19 protein-coding genes and 1 tRNA gene are annotated in these 19,921 nt (G+C 49.4%); 15 read left to right on the top strand and 5 right to left on the bottom strand.

Annotation, left to right across the window (positions count from 1 at the left end):
• Nucleotides 1–43: 43 nt before the first annotated feature.
• The 9 genes from HER31_RS13740 (at nt 44) to HER31_RS13700 (ending at nt 9,083) form a co-directional block, all read left to right on the top strand.
• Nucleotides 44–119 (top strand) — tRNA-Thr (locus HER31_RS13740).
• 235 nt (nt 120–354) lie between these two features.
• Complete coding sequence (locus HER31_RS13735) at nt 355–1,353, top strand: phosphotransferase (RefSeq protein WP_168661269.1); 999 nt, start codon at nt 355–357, stop codon at nt 1,351–1,353.
• Nucleotides 1,346–2,383: an AraC family transcriptional regulator gene (locus HER31_RS13730; RefSeq protein WP_168661267.1), complete on the top strand. Its 1,038-nt coding sequence runs from the start codon at nt 1,346–1,348 to the stop codon at nt 2,381–2,383. The genes HER31_RS13735 and HER31_RS13730 overlap by 8 nt, the downstream gene beginning before the upstream one ends.
• A gap of 194 nt (nt 2,384–2,577) precedes the next feature.
• The gene (locus HER31_RS13725; RefSeq protein ID WP_168661265.1) at nt 2,578–3,327 is read left to right on the top strand and encodes an electron transfer flavoprotein subunit beta/FixA family protein; all 750 of its coding nucleotides are present in this window, start codon (nt 2,578–2,580) and stop codon (nt 3,325–3,327) included.
• A gap of 27 nt (nt 3,328–3,354) precedes the next feature.
• Nucleotides 3,355–4,284, top strand: a complete 930-nt coding sequence (locus HER31_RS13720) for an electron transfer flavoprotein subunit alpha/FixB family protein (RefSeq protein WP_168661263.1) — start codon at nt 3,355–3,357, stop codon at nt 4,282–4,284.
• Between the two features lie 142 nt (nt 4,285–4,426).
• Nucleotides 4,427–5,425, top strand: coding sequence for a Fe(3+) ABC transporter substrate-binding protein (locus HER31_RS13715; protein ID WP_168661261.1), 999 nt, complete (start codon nt 4,427–4,429; stop codon nt 5,423–5,425).
• A 3-nt stretch (nt 5,426–5,428) separates the two neighbouring features.
• Nucleotides 5,429–7,051 (top strand): ABC transporter permease, encoded by a 1,623-nt coding sequence (locus tag HER31_RS13710; protein WP_168661259.1) that lies wholly within the window; start codon nt 5,429–5,431, stop codon nt 7,049–7,051.
• Nucleotides 7,048–8,079, top strand: coding sequence for an ABC transporter ATP-binding protein (locus tag HER31_RS13705; protein ID WP_168661257.1), 1,032 nt, complete (start codon nt 7,048–7,050; stop codon nt 8,077–8,079). The genes HER31_RS13710 and HER31_RS13705 overlap by 4 nt, the downstream gene beginning before the upstream one ends.
• 86 nt (nt 8,080–8,165) lie before the next feature.
• A complete protein-coding gene (locus HER31_RS13700; RefSeq protein WP_168661255.1) occupies nt 8,166–9,083 on the top strand; it encodes a Dyp-type peroxidase in 918 nt (305 codons plus the stop codon).
• A 67-nt stretch (nt 9,084–9,150) separates the two neighbouring features.
• On the opposite strand, the gene argR is transcribed toward HER31_RS13700, so the two are convergent.
• Nucleotides 9,151–9,621: a transcriptional regulator ArgR gene (gene argR / locus HER31_RS13695; RefSeq protein ID WP_168661253.1), complete on the bottom strand. Its 471-nt coding sequence runs from the start codon at nt 9,619–9,621 to the stop codon at nt 9,151–9,153.
• Between the two features lie 239 nt (nt 9,622–9,860).
• On the opposite strand from argR, the gene mdh reads away from it, so the two are divergent.
• Entirely contained in the window at nt 9,861–10,796 is a 936-nt protein-coding gene (gene mdh, locus HER31_RS13690) for a malate dehydrogenase (RefSeq protein ID WP_168661251.1), read from the top strand.
• Nucleotides 10,797–11,290: 494 nt separating this feature from the next.
• On the opposite strand, the gene HER31_RS13685 is transcribed toward mdh, so the two are convergent.
• The 3 genes from HER31_RS13685 to nrfA all read right to left on the bottom strand — a co-directional run bounded on the left by HER31_RS13685 (nt 11,291) and on the right by nrfA (nt 14,830).
• Nucleotides 11,291–12,544 carry an ammonium transporter gene (locus tag HER31_RS13685; RefSeq protein ID WP_168661249.1) on the bottom strand — a complete coding sequence of 418 codons (1,254 nt, stop codon included), beginning with the start codon at nt 12,542–12,544 and terminating at the stop codon, nt 11,291–11,293.
• Between the two features lie 13 nt (nt 12,545–12,557).
• Complete coding sequence (locus HER31_RS13680) at nt 12,558–12,896, bottom strand: P-II family nitrogen regulator (protein ID WP_168661247.1); 339 nt, start codon at nt 12,894–12,896, stop codon at nt 12,558–12,560.
• A gap of 545 nt (nt 12,897–13,441) precedes the next feature.
• A complete protein-coding gene (gene nrfA / locus HER31_RS13675; RefSeq protein ID WP_168663353.1) occupies nt 13,442–14,830 on the bottom strand; it encodes an ammonia-forming cytochrome c nitrite reductase in 1,389 nt (462 codons plus the stop codon).
• A gap of 153 nt (nt 14,831–14,983) precedes the next feature.
• Here nrfA and HER31_RS13670 point away from each other — a divergent pair, with 153 nt between their 5' ends.
• Nucleotides 14,984–16,672 (top strand): histidine kinase, encoded by a 1,689-nt coding sequence (locus tag HER31_RS13670; RefSeq protein WP_168661245.1) that lies wholly within the window; start codon nt 14,984–14,986, stop codon nt 16,670–16,672.
• Nucleotides 16,665–17,276 carry a response regulator gene (locus HER31_RS13665; protein WP_168661243.1) on the top strand — a complete coding sequence of 204 codons (612 nt, stop codon included), beginning with the start codon at nt 16,665–16,667 and terminating at the stop codon, nt 17,274–17,276. Before HER31_RS13670 ends, HER31_RS13665 begins: the two co-directional genes overlap by 8 nt.
• On the opposite strand, the gene HER31_RS13660 is transcribed toward HER31_RS13665, so the two are convergent.
• A complete protein-coding gene (locus HER31_RS13660) occupies nt 17,273–17,635 on the bottom strand; it encodes a YacL family protein (protein WP_168661241.1) in 363 nt (120 codons plus the stop codon). The two genes, HER31_RS13665 and HER31_RS13660, sit on opposite strands and share 4 nt — an antisense overlap.
• A gap of 176 nt (nt 17,636–17,811) precedes the next feature.
• On the opposite strand from HER31_RS13660, the gene HER31_RS13655 reads away from it, so the two are divergent.
• Genes HER31_RS13655 through HER31_RS13645 form a run of 3 tightly spaced genes read left to right on the top strand, consistent with a single transcriptional unit; the run spans nt 17,812 to nt 19,920 of the window.
• Nucleotides 17,812–18,042, top strand: a complete 231-nt coding sequence (locus HER31_RS13655; RefSeq protein ID WP_168661239.1) for a SlyX family protein — start codon at nt 17,812–17,814, stop codon at nt 18,040–18,042.
• 16 nt (nt 18,043–18,058) lie between these two features.
• Nucleotides 18,059–18,571, top strand: coding sequence for a peptide deformylase (gene def / locus HER31_RS13650; RefSeq protein ID WP_238786832.1), 513 nt, complete (start codon nt 18,059–18,061; stop codon nt 18,569–18,571).
• Complete coding sequence (locus tag HER31_RS13645; protein ID WP_168661235.1) at nt 18,550–19,920, top strand: COG3014 family protein; 1,371 nt, start codon at nt 18,550–18,552, stop codon at nt 19,918–19,920. The genes def and HER31_RS13645 overlap by 22 nt, the downstream gene beginning before the upstream one ends.
• Nucleotide 19,921: the final 1 nt, after the last annotated feature.

Here is a 19,921-nt window from a genome sequence, read left to right as displayed (position 1 = left end):
CGTTGCTATTCTTTGATGAGAAAAGCAGCAATGAAGTTTTAGTGCTGATATAGCTCAGTTGGTAGAGCGCACCCTTGGTAAGGGTGAGGTCCCCAGTTCGACTCTGGGTATTAGCACCATTATTTCGAATAAGCCCTGTCCTTTGGACAGGGCTTTTTTCGTTTCTGGCGTTTGCGAGTTGGGGATTCAGCTCGCGTACTTCAATGGGCCATCCACCACATGCATATGGCAAATTGTTAGCCTACGACTAGAGTAAGTTTCGCACCCCAAAGTGCGATTAAGCCTAACAAACACTTCATTGTGGTTTACAGACGATGATAGATTACCGCTATCACTCTTGTTTAGCTCCGCTCGATGACCGACATAGACACGTTACTCCGTACCAAGTTAAATAGCGGCTCTGCTCAACTGATTGAAACCGTACAGTCATTGTGGAGCGGCTACGGCGCAATTGAGCGCTGGCAGCTTGATTACCGCACCGTTATCGTCAAACGTATATCGCCGCCCAATGATGTTGATCATCCGCGCGGCTGGAGCAGTGATCTCTCCCACCAGCGTAAACTGCGCAGTTACCAAGTTGAACAGCTGTGGTATCAGCAGGTCGCCTCGTCACTCCCCGATAACGTCATCATTCCCCAATTGTTGTTTGCGGTTCGTGATGGTGATCTGCAGTTACTGGTATTGGAGGACCTAGCTGCACAAGGTTTTGATTGTGCGCTTGCTAATCCATCTTTGGAGCAAATTGGCCTTTGTGTACAGTGGCTAGCACGTTTCCATGCCCACTTTATGGGGGATGTGCCTCAGGGAGTGTGGCAACAGGGCGGTTACTGGCATCTGGATACTCGCCCTGAAGAGTGGGCGGTGATGAACAATCTTGAGCTACAAGCTGCTGCTAACGCGATTGACGCACACATCCAGTCAGCGACTTATAAAACCTTGGTGCACGGTGATGCCAAGCTAGCTAATTTCTGTGGTAGCAGCGATGCAGTGGCAGCACTGGATTTCCAATATGTTGGTGCAGGTATCGGTGTACGTGATCTTGCCTACTTTCTGGGCAGCTTATTTGCGGACGATGAGTTGGCTATGCAGCAACCCCGTTGGATAGATCGCTATTTTGAAGCGTTAGCTCAGGCACTCGCATTGAAGGGGATTGATTCTGCACCGGTTGAAGCGGAATGGCGGGCCCTTTATGATTTCGAAGTGGCTGACTTTGCTCGATTTCTTGATGGTTGGGCGCCTGATCATTGGAAGATTAATGACAGCTTAACCTCATCCGTTACCTGTGTTTTGGGGTGGTACCGCCAACATTACGCTAATGTGGTGTCGTTGCAATCTAGGAAGGGTGATGAATAGAGCGCACAATATCTCAACTGAATATATTGAAAGTCTGCTAAGCCACGCCGAGCAACAAGGTTACGATGTTCCTGAATTGCTTCGAAGTGTTGGTATCAATTACCGTCAATTGAGCCAACCACAATTCCCGGTTAGCCAATTTGCACGATTATTTCAGCGTCTTACTGAACTGCTCCAAGATGAGCAGTTTGGCATGCTCACCGGAGGGAAGATGCCGTCCGGCACCTTTCGGATGATGTGCTATGCCATCGAGCACTGCGCTGATCTTGGCGATGCCTTGCGCCGCTGCAGTGAATTTTACGAGATCTGTAAAGGGCCAACCATTAAACCAGCCATTAGTGTTGAGGGGGAGCAGGTTAGATTTCATTTTTGTCCGTTAGATAGCATGCCTAACGAGACAATGGAGCAAGCGGTATTGACCCAATCGCCAGCATTGATCCGCACGTCATTGTCCATTTGGCATCACTTTATCAGTTGGATGATCGGCTCGAGGCTGCCACTGGAAGGAGCTAGCTTTACCTTTGCTCCCCAATCTAATGCGCAAGACTATCAATTATTGTTTCAGTGCCCGATCCGGTTTCGGCAGACTGACAACTGCTTTTGGTTTAAACGCAACTGGTTAGATCGACCATTAATACAAACCGCGGCTTCATGGCGTGGGTTCTTAAAGACTGCACCTCATCAATTGGTGGTGATGGTTAATGGTGATCAGTCGATTGGTGCCAGAATACGCGCTCGCTTTGGCCGAGACTTCAGCCGTGCATTGCCGAGTTTGGAGCAGATGGCGGCGATAGAAGGGATGTCTGCTCGAACGCTGCGACGCCATCTTGCCAATGAAGGGTTAAGTTACTCTCAATTAAAGAGCCAATGCCGTCATGAAGCTTCCTTGGATTATCTAAACTGTCCTGAATTGTCTATTCATGATGTTGCGACCCTAGTCGGGTTTGAGGATCCAAGTCCGTTCATTCGAGCCTTCAAACAATGGACTGGAACCACTCCAGGTGACTACCGTTCTACTTTAATGGAGTAGTCTTGGGCGGAGTGGGCGCTTACATTCACTGCGTTTTTTTCACTATTTATACTTAGTTGTTACGCCTGCCTTATCCATTTGTGGCCGATTATGTCTATTTGGTTGTCCCATCTGGTCATTGGCAAACTGTGCGCTAGCTCACACAATGGAGTAACTTGATGCAACGGATGCATCGTCAACAGTAGGTGGACGTAATGAAAGTACTGGTCGCAGTAAAACGCGTAATTGACTACAACGTGCGGGTTCGCGTCAAAGCGGATAATACCGACGTTGATTTGGCTAACACTAAGATGGCCATCAACCCGTTCTGTGAGATCGCTGTAGAAGAAGCAGTGCGCCTGAAAGAGAAAGGTGCAGCAGACGAAATTGTGGTGGTATCCATCGGCGACAAATCCTGCCAAGAGCAATTACGTACCGCGTTAGCTTTGGGAGCCGATCGCGCAATCCAAGTTGATGTGAGTGAAGCGCCAGATCCGCTGTCGATTGCCAAGTTATTAAACAAAGTTGTTGAACAAGAACAACCAGGGTTGGTGTTGTTGGGTAAGCAGGCGATCGATTCAGATAATAACCAGACAGGACAGATGCTAGCTGCACTGGCTGGAATGGCACAAGCGACCTTTGCATCTGAATTGCAGGTTGCTGATGGTCAAGCCACGGTAACCCGTGAGATTGATGGCGGTATGCAAACGCTGGCATTGAAACTGCCAGCAGTGGTGACCACAGATCTACGCTTGAACGAGCCGCGTTACGCGTCGCTACCAAACATCATGAAGGCTAAAAGAAAGCCGCTTGCGGTTGTAACCCCTGCTGATCTGGGTGTGGAAGTCTCTCACAACATCACTACCTTGCGCGTTGATACGCCGCCGGTACGAAGTGCTGGTGTCAAGGTAAGCTCGGTTGCCGAGCTGGTAGAGAAACTGAAATCTGAAGCCAAAGTGCTTTAAGCTGCCCCAATCAGAAGGAATTGAATTATGACCACACTGGTTATTGCTGAACATGACAATACTGAGCTAAAGCCCGCAACCTTGAATACTATTGCTGCGGCGCAAGCCATTGGCAACGACATCACCGTTTTGGTGGCCGGAGTAGGCTGCCAACCAGCGGCTGAGCAGGCGGCGCAAGCGGTTGGAGTAAGTAAGGTATTAATTGCTGATAACGGTAGCTACCAACATCAACTGGCTGAAAATGTATCTTTGTTGGTGGCTGAGCTAGGTAAGGACTATCAACATATCTTGGCTCCAGCTACCTCCATCGGTAAAAACCTGCTGCCACGAGTTGCCGCCTTACTGGATGTGAATCAGATCTCCGATATCATTTCGGTTGAGAGCGTTGACACCTTCACTCGTCCTATCTATGCCGGCAACGCCATTGCTACGGTCCAATCTGCCGATGCGATCAAGGTGATTACCGTTCGCGGTACCGGTTTCGACGCAGTGGCGGCAACGGGTGGCACTGCCGTGGTTGAAGCGGTAACTGCAGTGCACAACGCTGATATTTCAAATTACGTGTCGGAGCAACTGGCTGAATCAGACCGTCCAGAGTTGACCGCTGCTGAGGTGATTATCTCTGGTGGTCGAGGTATGGGCAATGGCGACAATTTTGCCCTGCTTGATGGTATTGCCGATAAGTTGGGGGCCGCAGTTGGTGCCTCGCGCGCTGCTGTCGATGCCGGTTTTGTACCTAATGACATGCAGGTTGGTCAAACGGGCAAGATCGTCGCGCCTAACCTTTACATCGCAGTGGGAATATCTGGTGCCATTCAACACCTCGCTGGAATGAAGGACTCAAAGATCATTGTTGCTATTAACAAAGATGAGGAAGCGCCCATCTTCCAAGTGGCAGACTATGGTTTGGTTGCCGACCTATTTGATGTGTTACCTGAGCTTGAAGCCGCATTGTAACCAATCACATTACTCAATACGGCACCTTCGGGTGTCGTTTTTTGCAACAATACCCGAGTGTTGTTCTAGGTAATTTGAGTCTATGTTACATTGCGGATACTATTGTTAAGGATAATTATTAACATTTGCACTTGGAGTTTACATGCGTCAGATTTTTGCTTTAGTTGCGTTGCTGCTCAGCGTTACAGCTCAAGCTGCTGAAACCGTTACCATCTATTCTTACCGTCAGCCTTTTTTAATTGCACCTATGTTGGAAAAGTTCACTGCTGAAACGGGCATTGAAACCGAGGTAGTGTTTGCTAAAAAGGGGTTAGATGAACGCCTTAAGCGTGAAGGTAGACTAACCCCCGCCGATGTAATGTTGACCACTGATATCTCTCGCTTAGCTAACCTGGTCGCGATGGACTTAGTCCAGCCGGTAGAGAGTGAAATCTTGACGAAAAACTTACCCGCGCAATACCGGGACCCATCCAACAATTGGTTTGCTTTGACTGTACGCGTGCGCAATGTTTACAGCTCTAAAGAGCGAGTTGGTAAAGCCAACTTAAGCTACGAAGATCTCGCAAAGCCTGAGTTTAAAGGCAAGATTTGTACTCGCTCCGGTAAGAACGCTTATAACATTGCCTTAGTATCGTCGATGATTGCTCACCACGGTGAAACCAAGACCATTGAATGGCTGCAAGGCGTTAAGGCTAATCTTGCACGCAAGCCACAGGGTAATGATCGTGCTCAAATTAAGGCAATAGCTGAAGGGGTTTGTGACTACGCCATTGGCAACAGCTACTACTTCGGAAAGATGCTGAGCGATGAGAAACAGCGTCCCTTTGCTGACCAAGTGGAGATTAACTTCCCTAACCAAGCTGATCGTGGTGCACACGTAAACGTTTCTGGTGCTGCGCTAACTAAGTACTCAAAGCATCCTGAAGCAGCAATCAAATTGCTTGAATTCTTATCAGCACCAATAGCACAGCAGATGTATGCGGAAGCAAATATGGAATATCCAGTGAATCCCATGGTTAAGCCTTCTGAGCTGGTATCGAGCTGGGGCAGCTTCAAATCTGATGACTTGCCGGTTCACCGTTTAGCTGAATACCATCAGGATGCGGTTAAGCTGCTTGATAAAGTGAAGTTTGATCTATAACCGATGAACCATTCCCTCAATCGTCGCTGGTTGTATGGCGGAATGATGATTACCTTGTTGCTGTTAGCGCCTGTTGGGGCGCTACTGCAACAGGGAATGATGCCAGCCAGTGAGGTGTTTACCGATCTGGCCTCGTCGGTGTTAGGGGATTACATAATAAACACCACTTTGCTGGTTCTAATGGTGGCGTTAGGCAGTGCTGTTATTGGTGTTCCTGCGGCGTGGTTAGTGGCCATGTGCCGTTTCCCACTGCAACGGCAGCTGCAATGGGCGCTGTTGTTACCCTTAGCGATGCCAGCGTATTTAGTCGCTTACGTTTATACCGACCTACTTGACTATGCAGGCCCCGTGCAAAAGGCGCTGCGTAACTGGTTTGGCTGGCACAGCCCCAGTGATTACTACTTTCCCGAAGTCCGCACTCTTGGTGGCGCTGCTATCATGCTGGCCTTGGTGTTGTTCCCATATGTGTTTATGTTAGCTCGCACTGCTTTTTTGGAGCAGGCGGGCAATTTGGTGCAAGCCAGTCGTACCTTAGGGTGTAGTCCGTGGAGGAGTTTCTTTCGGGTTAGTTTACCGCTTGCCCGCCCAGCGATTGTGGTTGGTGTGGCGTTGGTGGGCATGGAAACCATGGCTGACTTTGCCACTGTAAATTACTTTGCCGTGAACACCCTCACCACAGCGGTTTACGATGTTTGGCTAGGCTACGGCAGCATTAGTGCAGCGGCGAGATTATCTTGTTTGATGTTGCTCGGGGTGATGTTGTTGATTGCGGTTGAGCGCAGAGGCCGAGCACAACAAAAGCTGTTTCAACGTGGCGATAATCAGCAATCGTTTCATCCCTATACACTTGGTGGTTGGCGGGCTTGGTTGGCTTGCGGCTATTGCGTCACGATGCTGTTATTGGCCTTTGTATTGCCAGCTGCCATTTTGCTGAATTACGCTATCGCCTACTTGGATTGGAGCGAGCTAGATAAGTTTTGGCAGTTTAGCGGTAACAGTTTACTGGTTGCCGTGCTGGTGGCCCTGCTGTCTATTACGGTCGCATTGTTATTGCAATTCCTTGCACGCACCGGTGTGGCTAACTGGCCAAGTCAGATAGCGGGTTTTGGTTATGCATTGCCGGGTACCGTATTAGCCATTGGCGTGTTGATCCCGCTAACGTGGCTGGATTACCGTATTAATGATGTTGCTCAATGGCTGGAACAACCATTACCGGGACTGGTGTTATCAGGTTCGATGCTGGCGCTGTTGTTTGGTTACACTGTTCGTTTCTTAGCGGTGGCCTTGGGCAGTGTTGAATCAAGCTATAAGCGGATAAACCCAAATTTGGATATGGCGGCAGCCACTATGGGGTGTCAATCGCCGCAGATCTTACGCCGTATCCATCTGCCTTTACTACGGCGGGGGCTGCTGACCGGAGCGGTTATTGTATTTATGGAGTCGATGAAGGAGTTACCAGCAGCACTACTACTGAAACCGATAGGCTTTGAAACCCTAGCGACCTACGTCTATCAATTTGTTTCTGATGAAGCGTTGGAACTCGGTGCCTTACCTGCGTTAGTGATTGTCGCCGCTGGACTGCTGCCGGTATGGTTACTGAATCGAAGTTTGGAACAGTCACAATGACAACGACGCTCGAACTGAAACAGCTCCGCTGTAACTACGACGATAAAACGGTACTAGATGGCATCAACCTAACCGTTAAAGATAATGAGATTCTGGCTTTGCTTGGCCCAAGTGGGTGCGGCAAAACTACACTGCTGCGGGCAATCGCCGGTTTACAGGCCGATGTGCAAGGGGAGATCTGGCTGCAGCAACGGTGCTTAACTGCGGCCGGTAAACAGCTCCCACCTGAGCAGCGTAACGTTGGTATTATCTTTCAGGATTATGCTCTGTTTCCTCATTTAACGGTGGCTGACAATATCAGTTTTGGTTTGCAAGGCATGACCAGTGCGTGCAAACGTGAACGGGTCAATGAGATGCTCGAACTGGTGCGGCTTGAGGGGTTAGGGAAACGTTATATTCATCAACTCTCCGGTGGGCAGCAACAACGGGTCGCTATTGCTCGGGCGCTAGCTTATCGACCTAAGTTACTTTTATTAGATGAACCATTTTCCAATATTGATTCACAGGTTCGCACTGAGATGATGCGAGAAATTCGCCAGATCTTGCAGTCGCAAAAAGTGAGTGCCGTTTTCGTTACTCATGCTAAAGAGGAAGCGTTTGCCTTTGCGGATAAGTTGGCCTTGATGCATCAAGGTCAAGTGGTGCAACAGGGGCAAGCGGAACAGCTTTACCGATTTCCCGCGAGCCGTTTTGTTGCCGATTTTCTTGGTGGAGGGAATTATCTTGATGCGGTGGTCAGTGCCGTCGATGAGGTTGAAACTCCGCTTGGTTCGATCAAAAGCTTAAACCCGCTTTCATACCCGCCTGCCCACCAAGGGAAGCTACTGTTGAGACCACAGCAACTTAACCTAGTAGCCGATGATGATGGCAGCGGCATTGTTACCGCGCGTAACTTCAGCGGTACCTATTGCGATTATCAGGTTGAGGTAGGTCCGATTAGCCTAGCAGTGCGTTCGGAACGGTTAGATCTAGCTCAAGGAGCTAAGGTTGCAGTGTCTGCTTTACCTCACGCGTTGATTTTATTGTAATTGATGTTGGTTTTAGCGTTATCCTACTTGCTTGATTGCGGCTCAGTGAGCAAACTATTGCCAGTTGAATTTTGAAGGATAAGACAATGCCGAGAGAGCAGGGTGGGATCTGTGCAGAGGGTAATCTGCATGGGTTATATATGATGTTTAATGCCTACGAAGGAGCTGAGTTGGCATTGCCAGGAGTATTAGCTGGATTAGCGTCATGGCTGCAAAGCTCTGCTGATCGCAATGCTGATTGTGCCTTTAATGGTTTTGTTGCCGTTGGTGCTAACTATTGGGATACCTTGTACCCAAACCAGCGTCCGCCATTGCTTAATCCGTTCCCACAATATTCAGCTGAAGATCGGCACACTCCAAGCCAGCCGGTTGATCTGTTTATCCACCTGCGCAGCGACCGCCTCGACTTTAACCATGTCGTGGCGCAAGAAGTGTGTCGTCGTTTGGTTGGCTTTGCTGAATTGGTCGAGGAGGTGCGTAGTTTCCGTTACCTTGATAACCGTGACTTTACCGGTTTTGTTGATGGCACTGAAAACCCTACAGGCAGCCATCGGCGTGAGGTTGCCTTAGTCGCCGAAGGTGAGTTTGCTGGTGGTAGTTACGTTCATACCCAGCGTTACGTACACAATATGGCGCAGTGGCAACAACAATCGATAAAGACTCAAGAAGATACCATCGGTCGCACCAAGGTTGATAACGTTGAGTATCCATCAGCAGCCAAGCCTGCTTACTGTCATATTAAGCGTACCAATCTTAAAGATGAACACGGCAAAGGCATGGAGATTTTACGTCAAAGCATGCCTTACGGTGATATGAAGGAGCAGGGACTGTTCTTTATCAGCTGTTGTTATACCCCGGTACACTTTGAGAAGCAGTTGCATTCGATGGTTGTCGGTGATGGCCACGGCCACCACGATCACTTGCTGAACTATACACAAGCGGTAACGGGGGCTTCATTTTTTGCACCGTCGCTCGACTTTTTAGAGCAAGCTGCGAATCTATAAGCTGCCACAAAAAACGCCTGACTTAATCGTTAGGCGTTTTTGTATCTAGCGACTTAACTGGTAGAGGCTAATCGACGTAATTGAACAGTTCTTTGATCATCGCTAAGGTTGGCTCTAATTGAGCGTGGCTGGTTGGAGCGATGAAGATGGTATCGTCGCCTGCGATGGTGCCTAAAATCCCCTCAGCTTTACCCATGGAGTCCAACAGACGAGCAATCAATTGGGCGGCGCCTGGACTAGCGTGAACGACGATCATGCTGCCGTTATGATCAACATCTAATACTAGATTACGAAGCTGTGCATTCGCCGTTGGTACCCCAAGCTCTGCAGGTAAGCAGTACACCATCTCTTGCTTAGCGTTACGAGTGCGTACTGCCCCAAACTTGCTAAGCATCCGCGATACCTTGGACTGGTTAATATTGCTGAACCCTTCCCCTTGCAGTGCGGTAACGATCTCGCCTTGTGAGCCAAATCGCTCCTCTTTCAAGATCGATTTGAATACTCGTACTAGTTCGTCTTGCTGATGGCCTGTCTTCATAAGTGCTTTAATACAACAAAGTTAGCTTTTAAGGAGGGTTAGGTTGCATAAATAGTGCTTATAAAGCAAGAGTGATTCATATATACGGCATAAAAATTCATCATTACGTATTATCTACAGCCATTTTTGCTGCCATTGACAGTATTGATACCAGTCATTGCGAAACGTCTTACCTTTGGGTATTGTGGGCGCCAATAGAGTGATGTCTATCACATTTTCATGGAAAGATGGAGACAACGATGAAAGTTGCAGTATTGGGTGCCGCAGGTGGCATTGGTCAGGCCTTAGCCCTGTTGTTGAAACTGAACCTGCCTGCTGGCAGTAAATTGGCATTGTATGACATTGCGCCAGTAACCCCGGGCGTAGCAAAAGACATTAGCCACATACCTACCGATGTGGAAGCAACCGGCTTTGCCGGCGAAGACCCAAGCCCAGCGCTTGAGGGAGCTGACGTAGTACTGATCTCAGCGGGTGTTGCCCGTAAGCCAGGTATGGACCGTTCTGATCTGTTCAATATTAATGCCGGTATTATTCGGAACCTAACCGCTAAGGTCGCTGCAGTAGCTCCAACAGCGTGTATCGGCATTATCACCAATCCAGTAAACACTACAGTGGCGATTGCTGCTGAAGTGCTAAAAGAAGCGGGTGTTTACGACAAGAATAAATTGTTCGGCGTAACCACGTTGGATGTGATCCGCAGTGAAACCTTTATTGCTGAAGCAAAAGGCTTGAACGTTGCAGATGTTAAGCTAAATGTAATTGGTGGCCATAGCGGTGTGACTATCTTGCCACTGCTGTCCCAAGTTAAGGGCGTTGAGTTTAGCGCTGAGGAAATTGCCAGCCTGACTCACCGTATCCAGAACGCCGGAACAGAAGTAGTAGAAGCTAAAGCCGGTGGCGGTTCTGCCACATTGTCGATGGCGCAAGCGGCTTGTCGCTTTGGTTTAGCGGTTGTTCGAGGTTTACAAGGTGAGCAGGGCGTAATTGAGTGCGCTTACGTTGAAGGCGCAGGTGAACACGCTCGTTTCTTTGCTCAGCCGATTGAACTTGGTACCGCGGGTGTTAAAGCCATTTTGCCGTACGGTGGCCTCAGTGCTTTCGAGCAAGATGCACTGACCGGCATGCTCGAGACTCTTAAGGGTGATATTCACATTGGTGAAGAGTTCGTTAAGTAATAATGCTCTTTGCTAGTGCTAACAAACCGACGCTGATGCGTCGGTTTTTTTATGCTTTGATGTTGCCAATGCGCCGAGCCAATCACATTCTTCGCCACTGCGATATCGTCAACTGTATGCCAATTCAATTGGAGCCTATGAAACGCTGGACTTGGTGTTGATATGCACTTAGGTCTGCTACTGGGGTTGGCAGGCGAGGGTATAAGTCAGGGGGGAACTGCTAATTTCTGGCGCAGCAATCGGCATGATGATGCTGTTGTCGGTATTGGTTATTCGTGAGTAGCTTAGTGTTGGGCGATGCTAGTGATAGCCAAGGCATTGCCCGAGCGTTTCAGTTGAGTGAGCTAGCGGGTGCATTCGTAGGGTTGGTAATAACAGTTCATTTATTACTGCCGTTGCTCAGCTCGTACTAACGACACTCTTTTCTCGGCGCTAGATACAACAACACGCCTACAGCGGTAGGCGTGTTGGTAAGCTAGGCGAAACGCCGCGGATTAGCTTTGGCTTTTCACTGTGACGAACTCAGGGTACGCATCAATACCACAATCTGATGCATCCATGCCGTTGTACTCTTCCTCTTCGGTAACACGGATCCCCATGGAGTATTTAAGCGCTACCCATACTACGAAGCTGGTGCTAAATACCCAAGCGAAGATGATGGCAGCACCCAGTAGCTGGCCGCCAAAGGTGGCGTCGGCATTGGATACTGGTACTGCTAACAAACCAAATAGGCCACACACGCCGTGAACTGAAATTGCACCCACAGGGTCGTCCAGCTTAATCTTGTCCATCGCAACGATGGAGAACACTACTAAGCTACCAGAGATGCCACCAATCAGTGCAGCCATAGGCAGTGATGGTGATAGCGGGTCGGCTGTGATAGCAACTAGGCCAGCCAAAGCGCCGTTCAATATCATGGTTAAATCGGCTTTTGCCCAGGTGATTTTACAAAGCAGCAGCGCAGCGATGGCACCAAAGGCAGCAGCGGAGTTAGTATTAACGAAGATCTTAGCAACAGCGGTTGAGTTTTCAGCATCGGAAATCAACAATTGCGAGCCACCGTTAAAACCAAACCAGCCTAACCACAAAATAAAGGTACCCAGTGTTGCCAGTGGTAGGTTTGAGCCCGGAATCGGATTTACGCTGCCATCGGCGTTGTATTTCCCCTTACGCGCTCCTAATAAAAGCACACCAGCGATTGCTGCTGCGGCACCAGCCATATGGACAATGCCTGATCCAGCAAAGTCTACAAATCCGATAGTGCTAGAGATAAAGCCACCCCCCCAGGTCCAGTACCCCTCTATCGGATAGATAAAGCCAGTTAACACAACAGCAAACGCCAGAAATGCCCAAAGCTTCATGCGTTCAGCGACAGCGCCGGACACAATGGACATGGCAGTTGCAACGAACACCATTTGGAAAAAGAAATCAGACTCAAGGGCGTGATCGGCCCCCTCTGCTTGGCTGCCAATCAGGCTGCCAAAGCTTGGTAACCAGCCGCCTTCGACGTTGTCGACGTACATAATGTTGTAACCGACCAACAGGAACATGGCACAAGCAATGGCGTACAGTGCCATGTTTTTGGTTAGGATCTCGGTGGTATTTTTAGAGCGGACTAACCCCGCTTCGAGCATCGCAAACCCGGCTGCCATCCACATCACTAAGGCGCCAGACACCAAGAAGTAAAAGGTATCTAAGGCAAAGCGTAATTCAGTAACTGTGCTCGTCAATTCGGTAACTTGTTCCATGTTGGGTTCCTCCTTAAATTGCTTCGGCGTCGAGTTCGCCAGTACGGATCCGAACCACACGATCAAGATCGACGACAAAGATTTTCCCATCCCCGATTTTGCCGGTTCCGGCGGCTGCAGTGATCACTTCGAGTAGGCGTTCAACCTTGTCGGTTGAGGTAGCGATCTCTAGTTTCACTTTTGGGAGAAAATCTACTTGGTATTCCGCCCCGCGATAGAGTTCGGTATGACCTTTTTGACGACCAAAGCCTTTAACTTCAGTGACGGTCAATCCTTCAACGCCTAACTCGGCGATGGCTTCTCTAACGTCATCTAGCTTGAATGGTTTTATGATTGCACTGACCAGTTTCATTGCCGTTACCTCGCCTTTTTAATTAGTTGCCAAGACTCTTACAACAGTTGTGCCAGTTTTTTTTATCTAACATTAACAATGATTTAGATGTTATGGCGCTGGTGGGGGCTGGAAGCATGCACCGAGTTGGACTGTGTTGTTGCACACTTATTGTGCAGGGTGCGTTGTGGTGCAAGCTGTGAGGTTGTCGAGCTAGGAATAAAAAAGCTGTGTACCAACTAAGTGTTGTTGTTTCCAATGCTGTTAAAGCACCGGCTAGGCGAGTTTTGATACAAGGGGAAAGCACTACCGCCGTTGATCTCCTGCCGCATTGGAGCAGTTCAGCGAAGCGTTTTGGACTGCGACCTAAGGCAAAGGGGGATTCCAAAGGGGGCGGAGCTCCCCCCTAATGCATACAAGAATGTGCCGTCGCCACCGCGACATCCTCCCCTAAAGCACCGAAATCGATGAAGCCGAAGGCTTAAGATAAACTTCAACAGCTAACTACGACACAGCCATAAAAAAGGCAGCCATAGGCTGCCTTGATAATCGAACCAAGTTAACGGTTACTCAGGAGAGCTGCCGTACTTGTTGTTGTAACTTTCGTCCCACTTAGGCGCCAATGTTTCTAGGAATTTTGCTTTCTCTGCTTCCAGTTTCTCCATATCCCAACCAACGGCAGCTTGCGCTGCGGCTTTGGTGGAGATATCAGGAATGGCAACCACGTCGGTGTAACCATGCTTAGCCAATACTCGCGCCAAAGCGGCTCGGGCATCAGCACTACGCTCAAGTGAGCTGGCCAATAAGCGCAGAGCTTCGGCTGGGTTGTGCATATGGATTCCGTGGGAAGCGATAGCCATATCCCAACGCCATTGGCTGTGGCGAATGGCGGTCAGCACCTCTTTCATTTCCGCTTCGGTTGCACCAGCATCCCAAGCGGCTTTGGCCTCAAAGTGCGCGTGTACCAATTGTTTCTCGGCATTAAGCTTAGCTTCGTTCACCATCTCCTTATAACCATGAACTACTTTTTCGAGATCCTCTTTGCTCTGATCGTGACAGCGAGCACAAGTGAATTCGAACTGGTCAAATGGGTTACCAACGTTGTGATCGGTAAACTTGCGCCCCTCGGCGTTAGTGACTCGCGGCATGTGACAGTCCGTACAGGAGACGTTATTGCGCCCATGGGTACCGGAGGTCGTGGTTTCAAAGCCCGGATGCTGGGCTTTCAGCATCGGTGCCTTAGAGATCCCGTGGGTCCAGTCTGAGAACTGAATGCTGTCGTAGTACTTCTCGATCTGCAGTGCATCGGTGCCCATATCCCATGGGAATTTAACGAATTTGTTGCTCTTTTCGAAGTAGTATTCAACGTGACATTGAGAACAGACCATGGTCTGTTTTTGTGACTTAGTGGCTTCTTTCCAATTCCAGCCGATGGTATCCATGGCACGTATAGCGAAAGGCACACTCATCCGCAGTCGAGCGTTATTGTCGTGGCAGTTGCCGCAACCAATTTGGTTATTGATCTCGTCGCCACCTTTAGCCCACTTACCAGTGAAATACTCTTTCTCGCCATTGGTTTCTATATAGCGTGGCACATCGGGAGACTTACATGACCAACAAGCCATTGGCATCGGTCCATCTTCTGGGCCGGTTGGACCGCCGGTTCGCAAAGTATTGCGAATGTCGGTAATGGCGTAGTGGTGCCCACGTGCCTTGTTATAGTCTTTGGAAAAACCATAACCGGCCCAAAGCACAACCAGATTAGGATCACCGGCTAGGGCATCCTCAACCTCGTCACTTTCGCTGGTCTTCATCCATGACTCATGCTGCTTTTTAAAGCGTGAAAACTTGCTGTTGTCCGCCTCGGTGATTTGCGCTGCTCCTGCACTGAAGGAGATGGATGCAATTGCAGCCATCAACACGCAGGCGGTCTTAGAAACCATAGTCCTCATTATTAATCCTTAAATTTAGTAGGAGTACATCCTCTATAAAGTTAGTGCAAAAATCACCCGCACACACGCGCTTTTAGATCACAAATAGGCCTAATTTTGCTGGTTATGCCACATCAGTCGCGGCACAATAAACGTTCCTTTCATACGAGCATTTTCATGGCCAATAAGTTATCCCTCGGGCGCAGTGTTGCGGTCACGATTGCAGTAGTGATGCTTTGTGTCACCGTCCAAGCCAGCGTTGGCCTTATTACCGCTATATACAGCATCGGCGACGGGCGAGCGATTAACTACGCAGGTTCATTGCGCATGCGTTCCTATCAGCTGGTATTCGTTGCAACTACCACTCCAACTAAGTTGCCCTTTAAATTGGATCAGTTTGAGCTAGTGCTGCACGCCCTAGAAGGTAATCTTGCCGAGCAAGGTTTAAGCCCTGATGAGTTGGAGCAGCGATTCCGCTTGGTTGAGAACCGTTGGGACAGCATGCGTGGCCTTATCGAGAAGGGGGACATTAATCGCTACGTCAATGAGGTGCAGCCGTTTGTCGAGGAAATCGATGCCTTTGTGCGCGAACTGGAGAATTTCTCCCGGCAAAAACTATTGATGTTATTAATCTGTCAAATCGCAGCGATGGTGTTGATTGGCGGTTTAACGCTACTAGCGTTTATCTATATTCGACGCCAAGTTATCCAGCCACTGGCGCAGCTTGAAGATAATGCTGAACTGATGGCTTCAGGTGACTTCAACGTCATTAACCCGGCTTCGCGGTTTCGGGAGCTCTCCACGTTAGGTGATTCGATGGCAAGTGCCAGTCATCAACTGAATACGTTGTACCAACGCTTAGCCAATCGAGTTGAAGCGCAGGATATTGCACTTCGGCAGGCGCACCTGAATCTAACCTTCTTATACGACACTTCGTTTACGTTGCATGCGCAACCGCAAAAGACCGAGCTGATTGAGATTGGCCTCGATGCGTTCAAACAGCATATTGGCGCAACTTCAGTAGGCTTGTGGTTAGGTGATGAACAACGAATAAAGTGGCGGGTTGGTTCTGCTGTAGATGCTAATTACGAAGTAAAGTTACCGGAACAGCACGGCGTGCAAGGTTCGTTGCTGGTCAGTCATGAAGGCAAGGTGGATAAAGAGCTGTTGCACAGTTTTGCGCTATTGATCAGTCAGACGCTACGGATCCAACAAGACGCCAACCAGCACGAGCAGATGGGCTTGATGGAGGAACGGGCAATTATTGCCCGTGAACTGCACGACTCGTTAGGGCAGTTGCTAGCCTATATGAAGATCCAGATAAGCTTACTTAAACGAGCTAATCGTTCCGGTCAAAAGGCTGCCATTGATGATGCCACAGCGGCATTGCAGGACTCGACTGATGCCGCTTATAAACAACTGCGGGAGTTGCTCAGCACCTTCCGTTTAAAGTTGGTGGCGACCGATCTGCGCCAAGCGCTTAACAGTATGATTGAGCAGTTGCAGCCCCGGACTAAAACCAAGCTCAAACTTGATTATCGCTTGCCTAAAATTGTATTGGAGGCCAGCCGGCAGGTACACCTTCTGCAGCTGTTACAAGAAGCGGTAGTGAACGCGATTAAACATGCGGAGGCCGACAACATCACCATTCGTGGCGTTGCAAAAGGAGCCAGCTGGCGTGTCAGCGTGTGTGATGATGGCAAAGGGATGGATATTCCCAAAGATGTGTCTGGTCACTTTGGTTTGGGCATTATGCGAGAACGTGCCAGTAAAATGGGAGCAGAGCTCTCACTGGAATTAAATGAAGGCGGTGGCGTTTGTGTCATCGTGCGATTGAACGACTCAGAGGACAACTTACATGACTGAGACTTGGTCAGTGCTTCTTGTTGATGATCACCCGTTGCTACGACGTGGGGTTGCTCAGCTGCTTAACAGTGAAGCGAAATTTGACGTGCAATGGCAGGCTAGCAGTGGTGAAGAAGCGTTAGCGTGCTTAGACGAATATAAGCCAGCGCTGGTGGTGTTGGATCTCAACATGCAGCCGATGAGTGGTCTGGATACCCTGCAAGCTATTCGCCAGCGTGGCGATGACGTCAAGGTTGTGGTGTACAGCGTGTCTGATAACTCTCGCGAAGTGAATGCAGTACTGGAAGCCGGAGCCGATGGTTTTTTAGTAAAAGATACCGACCCCGATGAGCTGCTCGAATCGCTTAGCGCGGTAATGCACGGCGACAAGTGCATTACTCCAAGGATTGAGCAACAGTTAGCGGAAACCAACTACTGGGATCAAGACCTGACTCCGCGTGAGAAAGAGATTGCCCAGCTAATTGGTTTAGGTAAAAGCAATAAAGCAATTGGCGAAGCACTGTTTATCAGTGAAGGTACCGCTAAGGTGCACGTTAAAAATGTACTTCGGAAAACGGGTTGCAGCAGCCGAGTAGAGCTAGCGTTAATGGCAACACAGGATTAACGGCCGCCTAGAAACTCAAGCCAGCTGTGAAGCAGGTGTTCAAAATCATCTAAACCGCAGCAGGCTTCGCTTTCCGCGTCATAAAGCGATAGGTCGGGGTCATCTAGCTCCTCATGTTGATGCAAGCGATGATCCTTCACCTCAACCTCGCCGTCGAGAATAACTAAGGTTTGCTCGCGCCCCTCGAAGGTAAATGGCTTGTGTGCACTAAATTCCCCTTGTGCTAACTGGGCCAACAGTTGCTTTACACTGTGGCTGTCACCCAGTTCATCGTTAATAAAACGGGCGATGGCCTCGTGGCCCATCGATAGCTCTAGTTGAGCTTGGCCGCCAAGCTCGCGGCGAAATTCAAACTCCATTGTGATCCTGTAACTTGCTCGTTGGGTAAGGCCTTATTGTAACCCAGTCAATTGGATTTGGGGCTGACTTGACCATAGCTGTCGATACTAAATTGATGTGCTTTATCGTCCCTACGTGATTCTCACGCAGATTACAGGGTAAACTTGCGGCTAAAGCCATATTGACGGTAGTACTAGTGAACGCAGAACAAACAACGACCGAGATTAATGAACGCCTGATCGACCTAGAAACAAAGGTGTCCTATCAAGATGGCATTATCGAACAACTCAATGATACCGTTGTCGAACTTAACAGCATGTTGGCCAAGCAGGGTGAACAGATTCGCTTGTTAGCGGAACGAGTAAAATCGATGCCGCAGGGAAACAGTACTGACGGCGATGACAACACGCCACCGCCACACTATTAATAGGATAGGAGCTGCTTTGAATAACATTGCACAACTAGGTGAGCCGGTATTAGCTGAGGTTGCCACCTATGTTCGTGATTTCGGTCCAGAGTTACAGCAGCTGGTGGAGCGAATGCAGACCGCGATGGAAGATGCCAATGGGGTTGGTATTGCAGCGCCACAGATCTTTGAAAGCCAACGGGTGATGATCATCGCCTCGCGCCCGAGTGAACGCTATCCAGATGCACCGCATATGGAGCCATTGGTGTTGGTTAACCCAGAAATGCTTACCCATGGTAGTACTAAGCAGCTGGGGTGGGAGGGCTGTTTATCGGTACCGGGGATCCGCGGTCGTGTCTGTCGTTTTTGCGATGTTGGCATTGCCTACCAAGACCTCAATGGCAATAGCCACAGTATTCAGCTTAGCGGTTTTGTAGCTCGTATTGCTCAGCATGAACTGGATCATCTTGACGGCAAAACCTTTGTTGATAAAGTTGAGTCGCGCCGTGATTTGATTGCGGGAACCGTATGGGAGCAGCAGTGTCGGTGATGGGACGACGGTGTCGACAATGGTGGACAGTAACGCTATTGGCGGTGCTGCTCTGTGGCTGTGCTAATAGTAGCTTACTGCTGTCTTACCCTAGTCGATACGCCAAGGTGGCTGCCAACGCAGACGCCGATCCCAATGCGGCATTAGAGCAGTTGTCACAAGGGCTCAACGGCAACGACAAACTATTGTATGCACAAGAGTCCGGGCGAATAGCCTCGTTAGGCGGTGACGTTACCGCCAGTATCGATTTCTATCACCAAGCTGAGCAAAGTTATCAGCAATACGATTGGAAGGCGGTGTTCTCGTTAACGGATATCAGCAGTCAGGTTGCCGGTTCGACCATCTCCGATAATCTTATTCCATACCGAGGTCAAGCCTACGAGCGGGTGATGCTGCATCAACAGCAGTCTCTCAACTACTTGTGGCAAGGCAAGCTCGATGATGCGCTGGTTGAAGTACGACTGGCGACTCAAGCTCAAGACCAAGCGCAGAAAGCTTATGCTGATGCGTTGCAATCTAACCAAGCCTTTGACGGTGGTTATGTTGATTCTGATCTGGCAGAGCTGGATCGGGCCGCTGGTAACGCCCCTGATTCGTTTATTAACCCTTACGTGCTCTACTCCAATGCAACCTTGTATGCGGCTGCAGGAAAGGAGAATGATGCACTTATCGATGTGCGTAAGGCGCTGCAGCTTCAACCAGAAAATCCACTGCTGCAACGGGAGTTTGTGCGGTTGTCCTGTGTAGTTCGGATTGACTGTGACCAGGCACAGCAGCGCTATGGCGAACTTGCACCGGCTGATAACAAGGCAGGGCAAGTGGTGGTATTGATGGAGTCTGGCCAGATCTCCGCTAGGCAGACCTTTTGGTTACCGTTTAGCTGGGACGGAAACTATCAACAGATTGCGATGCCTTACTATTATCAAGCGCAGGTAACGGCACCGCCGCAAGTGAGTTTAGGACAGCAACCACTGGCGTTAACGCCTTTAGTGCGACTGGACCAGTTAGCGGCGCGGTCATTGCGTGAGCAATATCCGTTCATTTTGGCACGACAAACACTCCGTGCAGTCACCAAGCACAATAGCAATAAATGGGCTGAGAGCGCTGGCGGTGATATAGGTAGCATTGCGATGCAAATTTTTAATGCGGTAACCGAACAAGCGGATCGTCGCAGTTGGTTATCGCTGCCTCAACAAGGTTTGGCTTGGCAAGGGGCTTACGCTGCCGGTGAACATCAACTCAATGTTGGCAGTCAAAGTGCCACCATTAAGGTTATGGCAGGGCGAACCACAGTAGTATGGGTTGCCAATAGTGGCGCTCGCACTCAAATCCATTCACAATTGATTTGAT

Origin of the sequence: Ferrimonas lipolytica, from assembly GCF_012295575.1 — a bacterium.
GTDB lineage: Bacteria > Pseudomonadota > Gammaproteobacteria > Enterobacterales > Shewanellaceae > Ferrimonas > Ferrimonas lipolytica.
The sequence above is the reverse complement of the archived record's forward strand: the minus strand, read 5'-3'. Positions and strand labels throughout refer to the sequence as shown.

Excerpts from the sequence above, each read along its gene's own strand:
- HER31_RS13660 (WP_168661241.1), bottom strand. The coding sequence starts at position 17,635 with ATGGAGTTTGAATTTCGCCGCGAGCTTGGCGGCCAAGCTCAACTAGAG.
- HER31_RS13735 (WP_168661269.1), top strand. The coding sequence starts at position 355 with ATGACCGACATAGACACGTTACTCCGTACCAAGTTAAATAGCGGCTCT.
- HER31_RS13730 (WP_168661267.1), top strand. The coding sequence starts at position 1,346 with ATGAATAGAGCGCACAATATCTCAACTGAATATATTGAAAGTCTGCTA.
- HER31_RS13645 (WP_168661235.1), top strand. The coding sequence starts at position 18,550 with ATGGGAGCAGCAGTGTCGGTGATGGGACGACGGTGTCGACAATGGTGG.
- HER31_RS13715 (WP_168661261.1), top strand. The coding sequence starts at position 4,427 with ATGCGTCAGATTTTTGCTTTAGTTGCGTTGCTGCTCAGCGTTACAGCT.
- HER31_RS13710 (WP_168661259.1), top strand. The coding sequence starts at position 5,429 with ATGAACCATTCCCTCAATCGTCGCTGGTTGTATGGCGGAATGATGATT.
- HER31_RS13670 (WP_168661245.1), top strand. The coding sequence starts at position 14,984 with ATGGCCAATAAGTTATCCCTCGGGCGCAGTGTTGCGGTCACGATTGCA.
- HER31_RS13700 (WP_168661255.1), top strand. The coding sequence starts at position 8,166 with ATGCCGAGAGAGCAGGGTGGGATCTGTGCAGAGGGTAATCTGCATGGG.
- mdh (WP_168661251.1), top strand. The coding sequence starts at position 9,861 with ATGAAAGTTGCAGTATTGGGTGCCGCAGGTGGCATTGGTCAGGCCTTA.
- HER31_RS13665 (WP_168661243.1), top strand. The coding sequence starts at position 16,665 with ATGACTGAGACTTGGTCAGTGCTTCTTGTTGATGATCACCCGTTGCTA.
- HER31_RS13680 (WP_168661247.1), bottom strand. The coding sequence starts at position 12,896 with ATGAAACTGGTCAGTGCAATCATAAAACCATTCAAGCTAGATGACGTT.
- HER31_RS13685 (WP_168661249.1), bottom strand. The coding sequence starts at position 12,544 with ATGGAACAAGTTACCGAATTGACGAGCACAGTTACTGAATTACGCTTT.
- argR (WP_168661253.1), bottom strand. The coding sequence starts at position 9,621 with ATGAAGACAGGCCATCAGCAAGACGAACTAGTACGAGTATTCAAATCG.
- HER31_RS13725 (WP_168661265.1), top strand. The coding sequence starts at position 2,578 with ATGAAAGTACTGGTCGCAGTAAAACGCGTAATTGACTACAACGTGCGG.
- HER31_RS13705 (WP_168661257.1), top strand. The coding sequence starts at position 7,048 with ATGACAACGACGCTCGAACTGAAACAGCTCCGCTGTAACTACGACGAT.
- HER31_RS13720 (WP_168661263.1), top strand. The coding sequence starts at position 3,355 with ATGACCACACTGGTTATTGCTGAACATGACAATACTGAGCTAAAGCCC.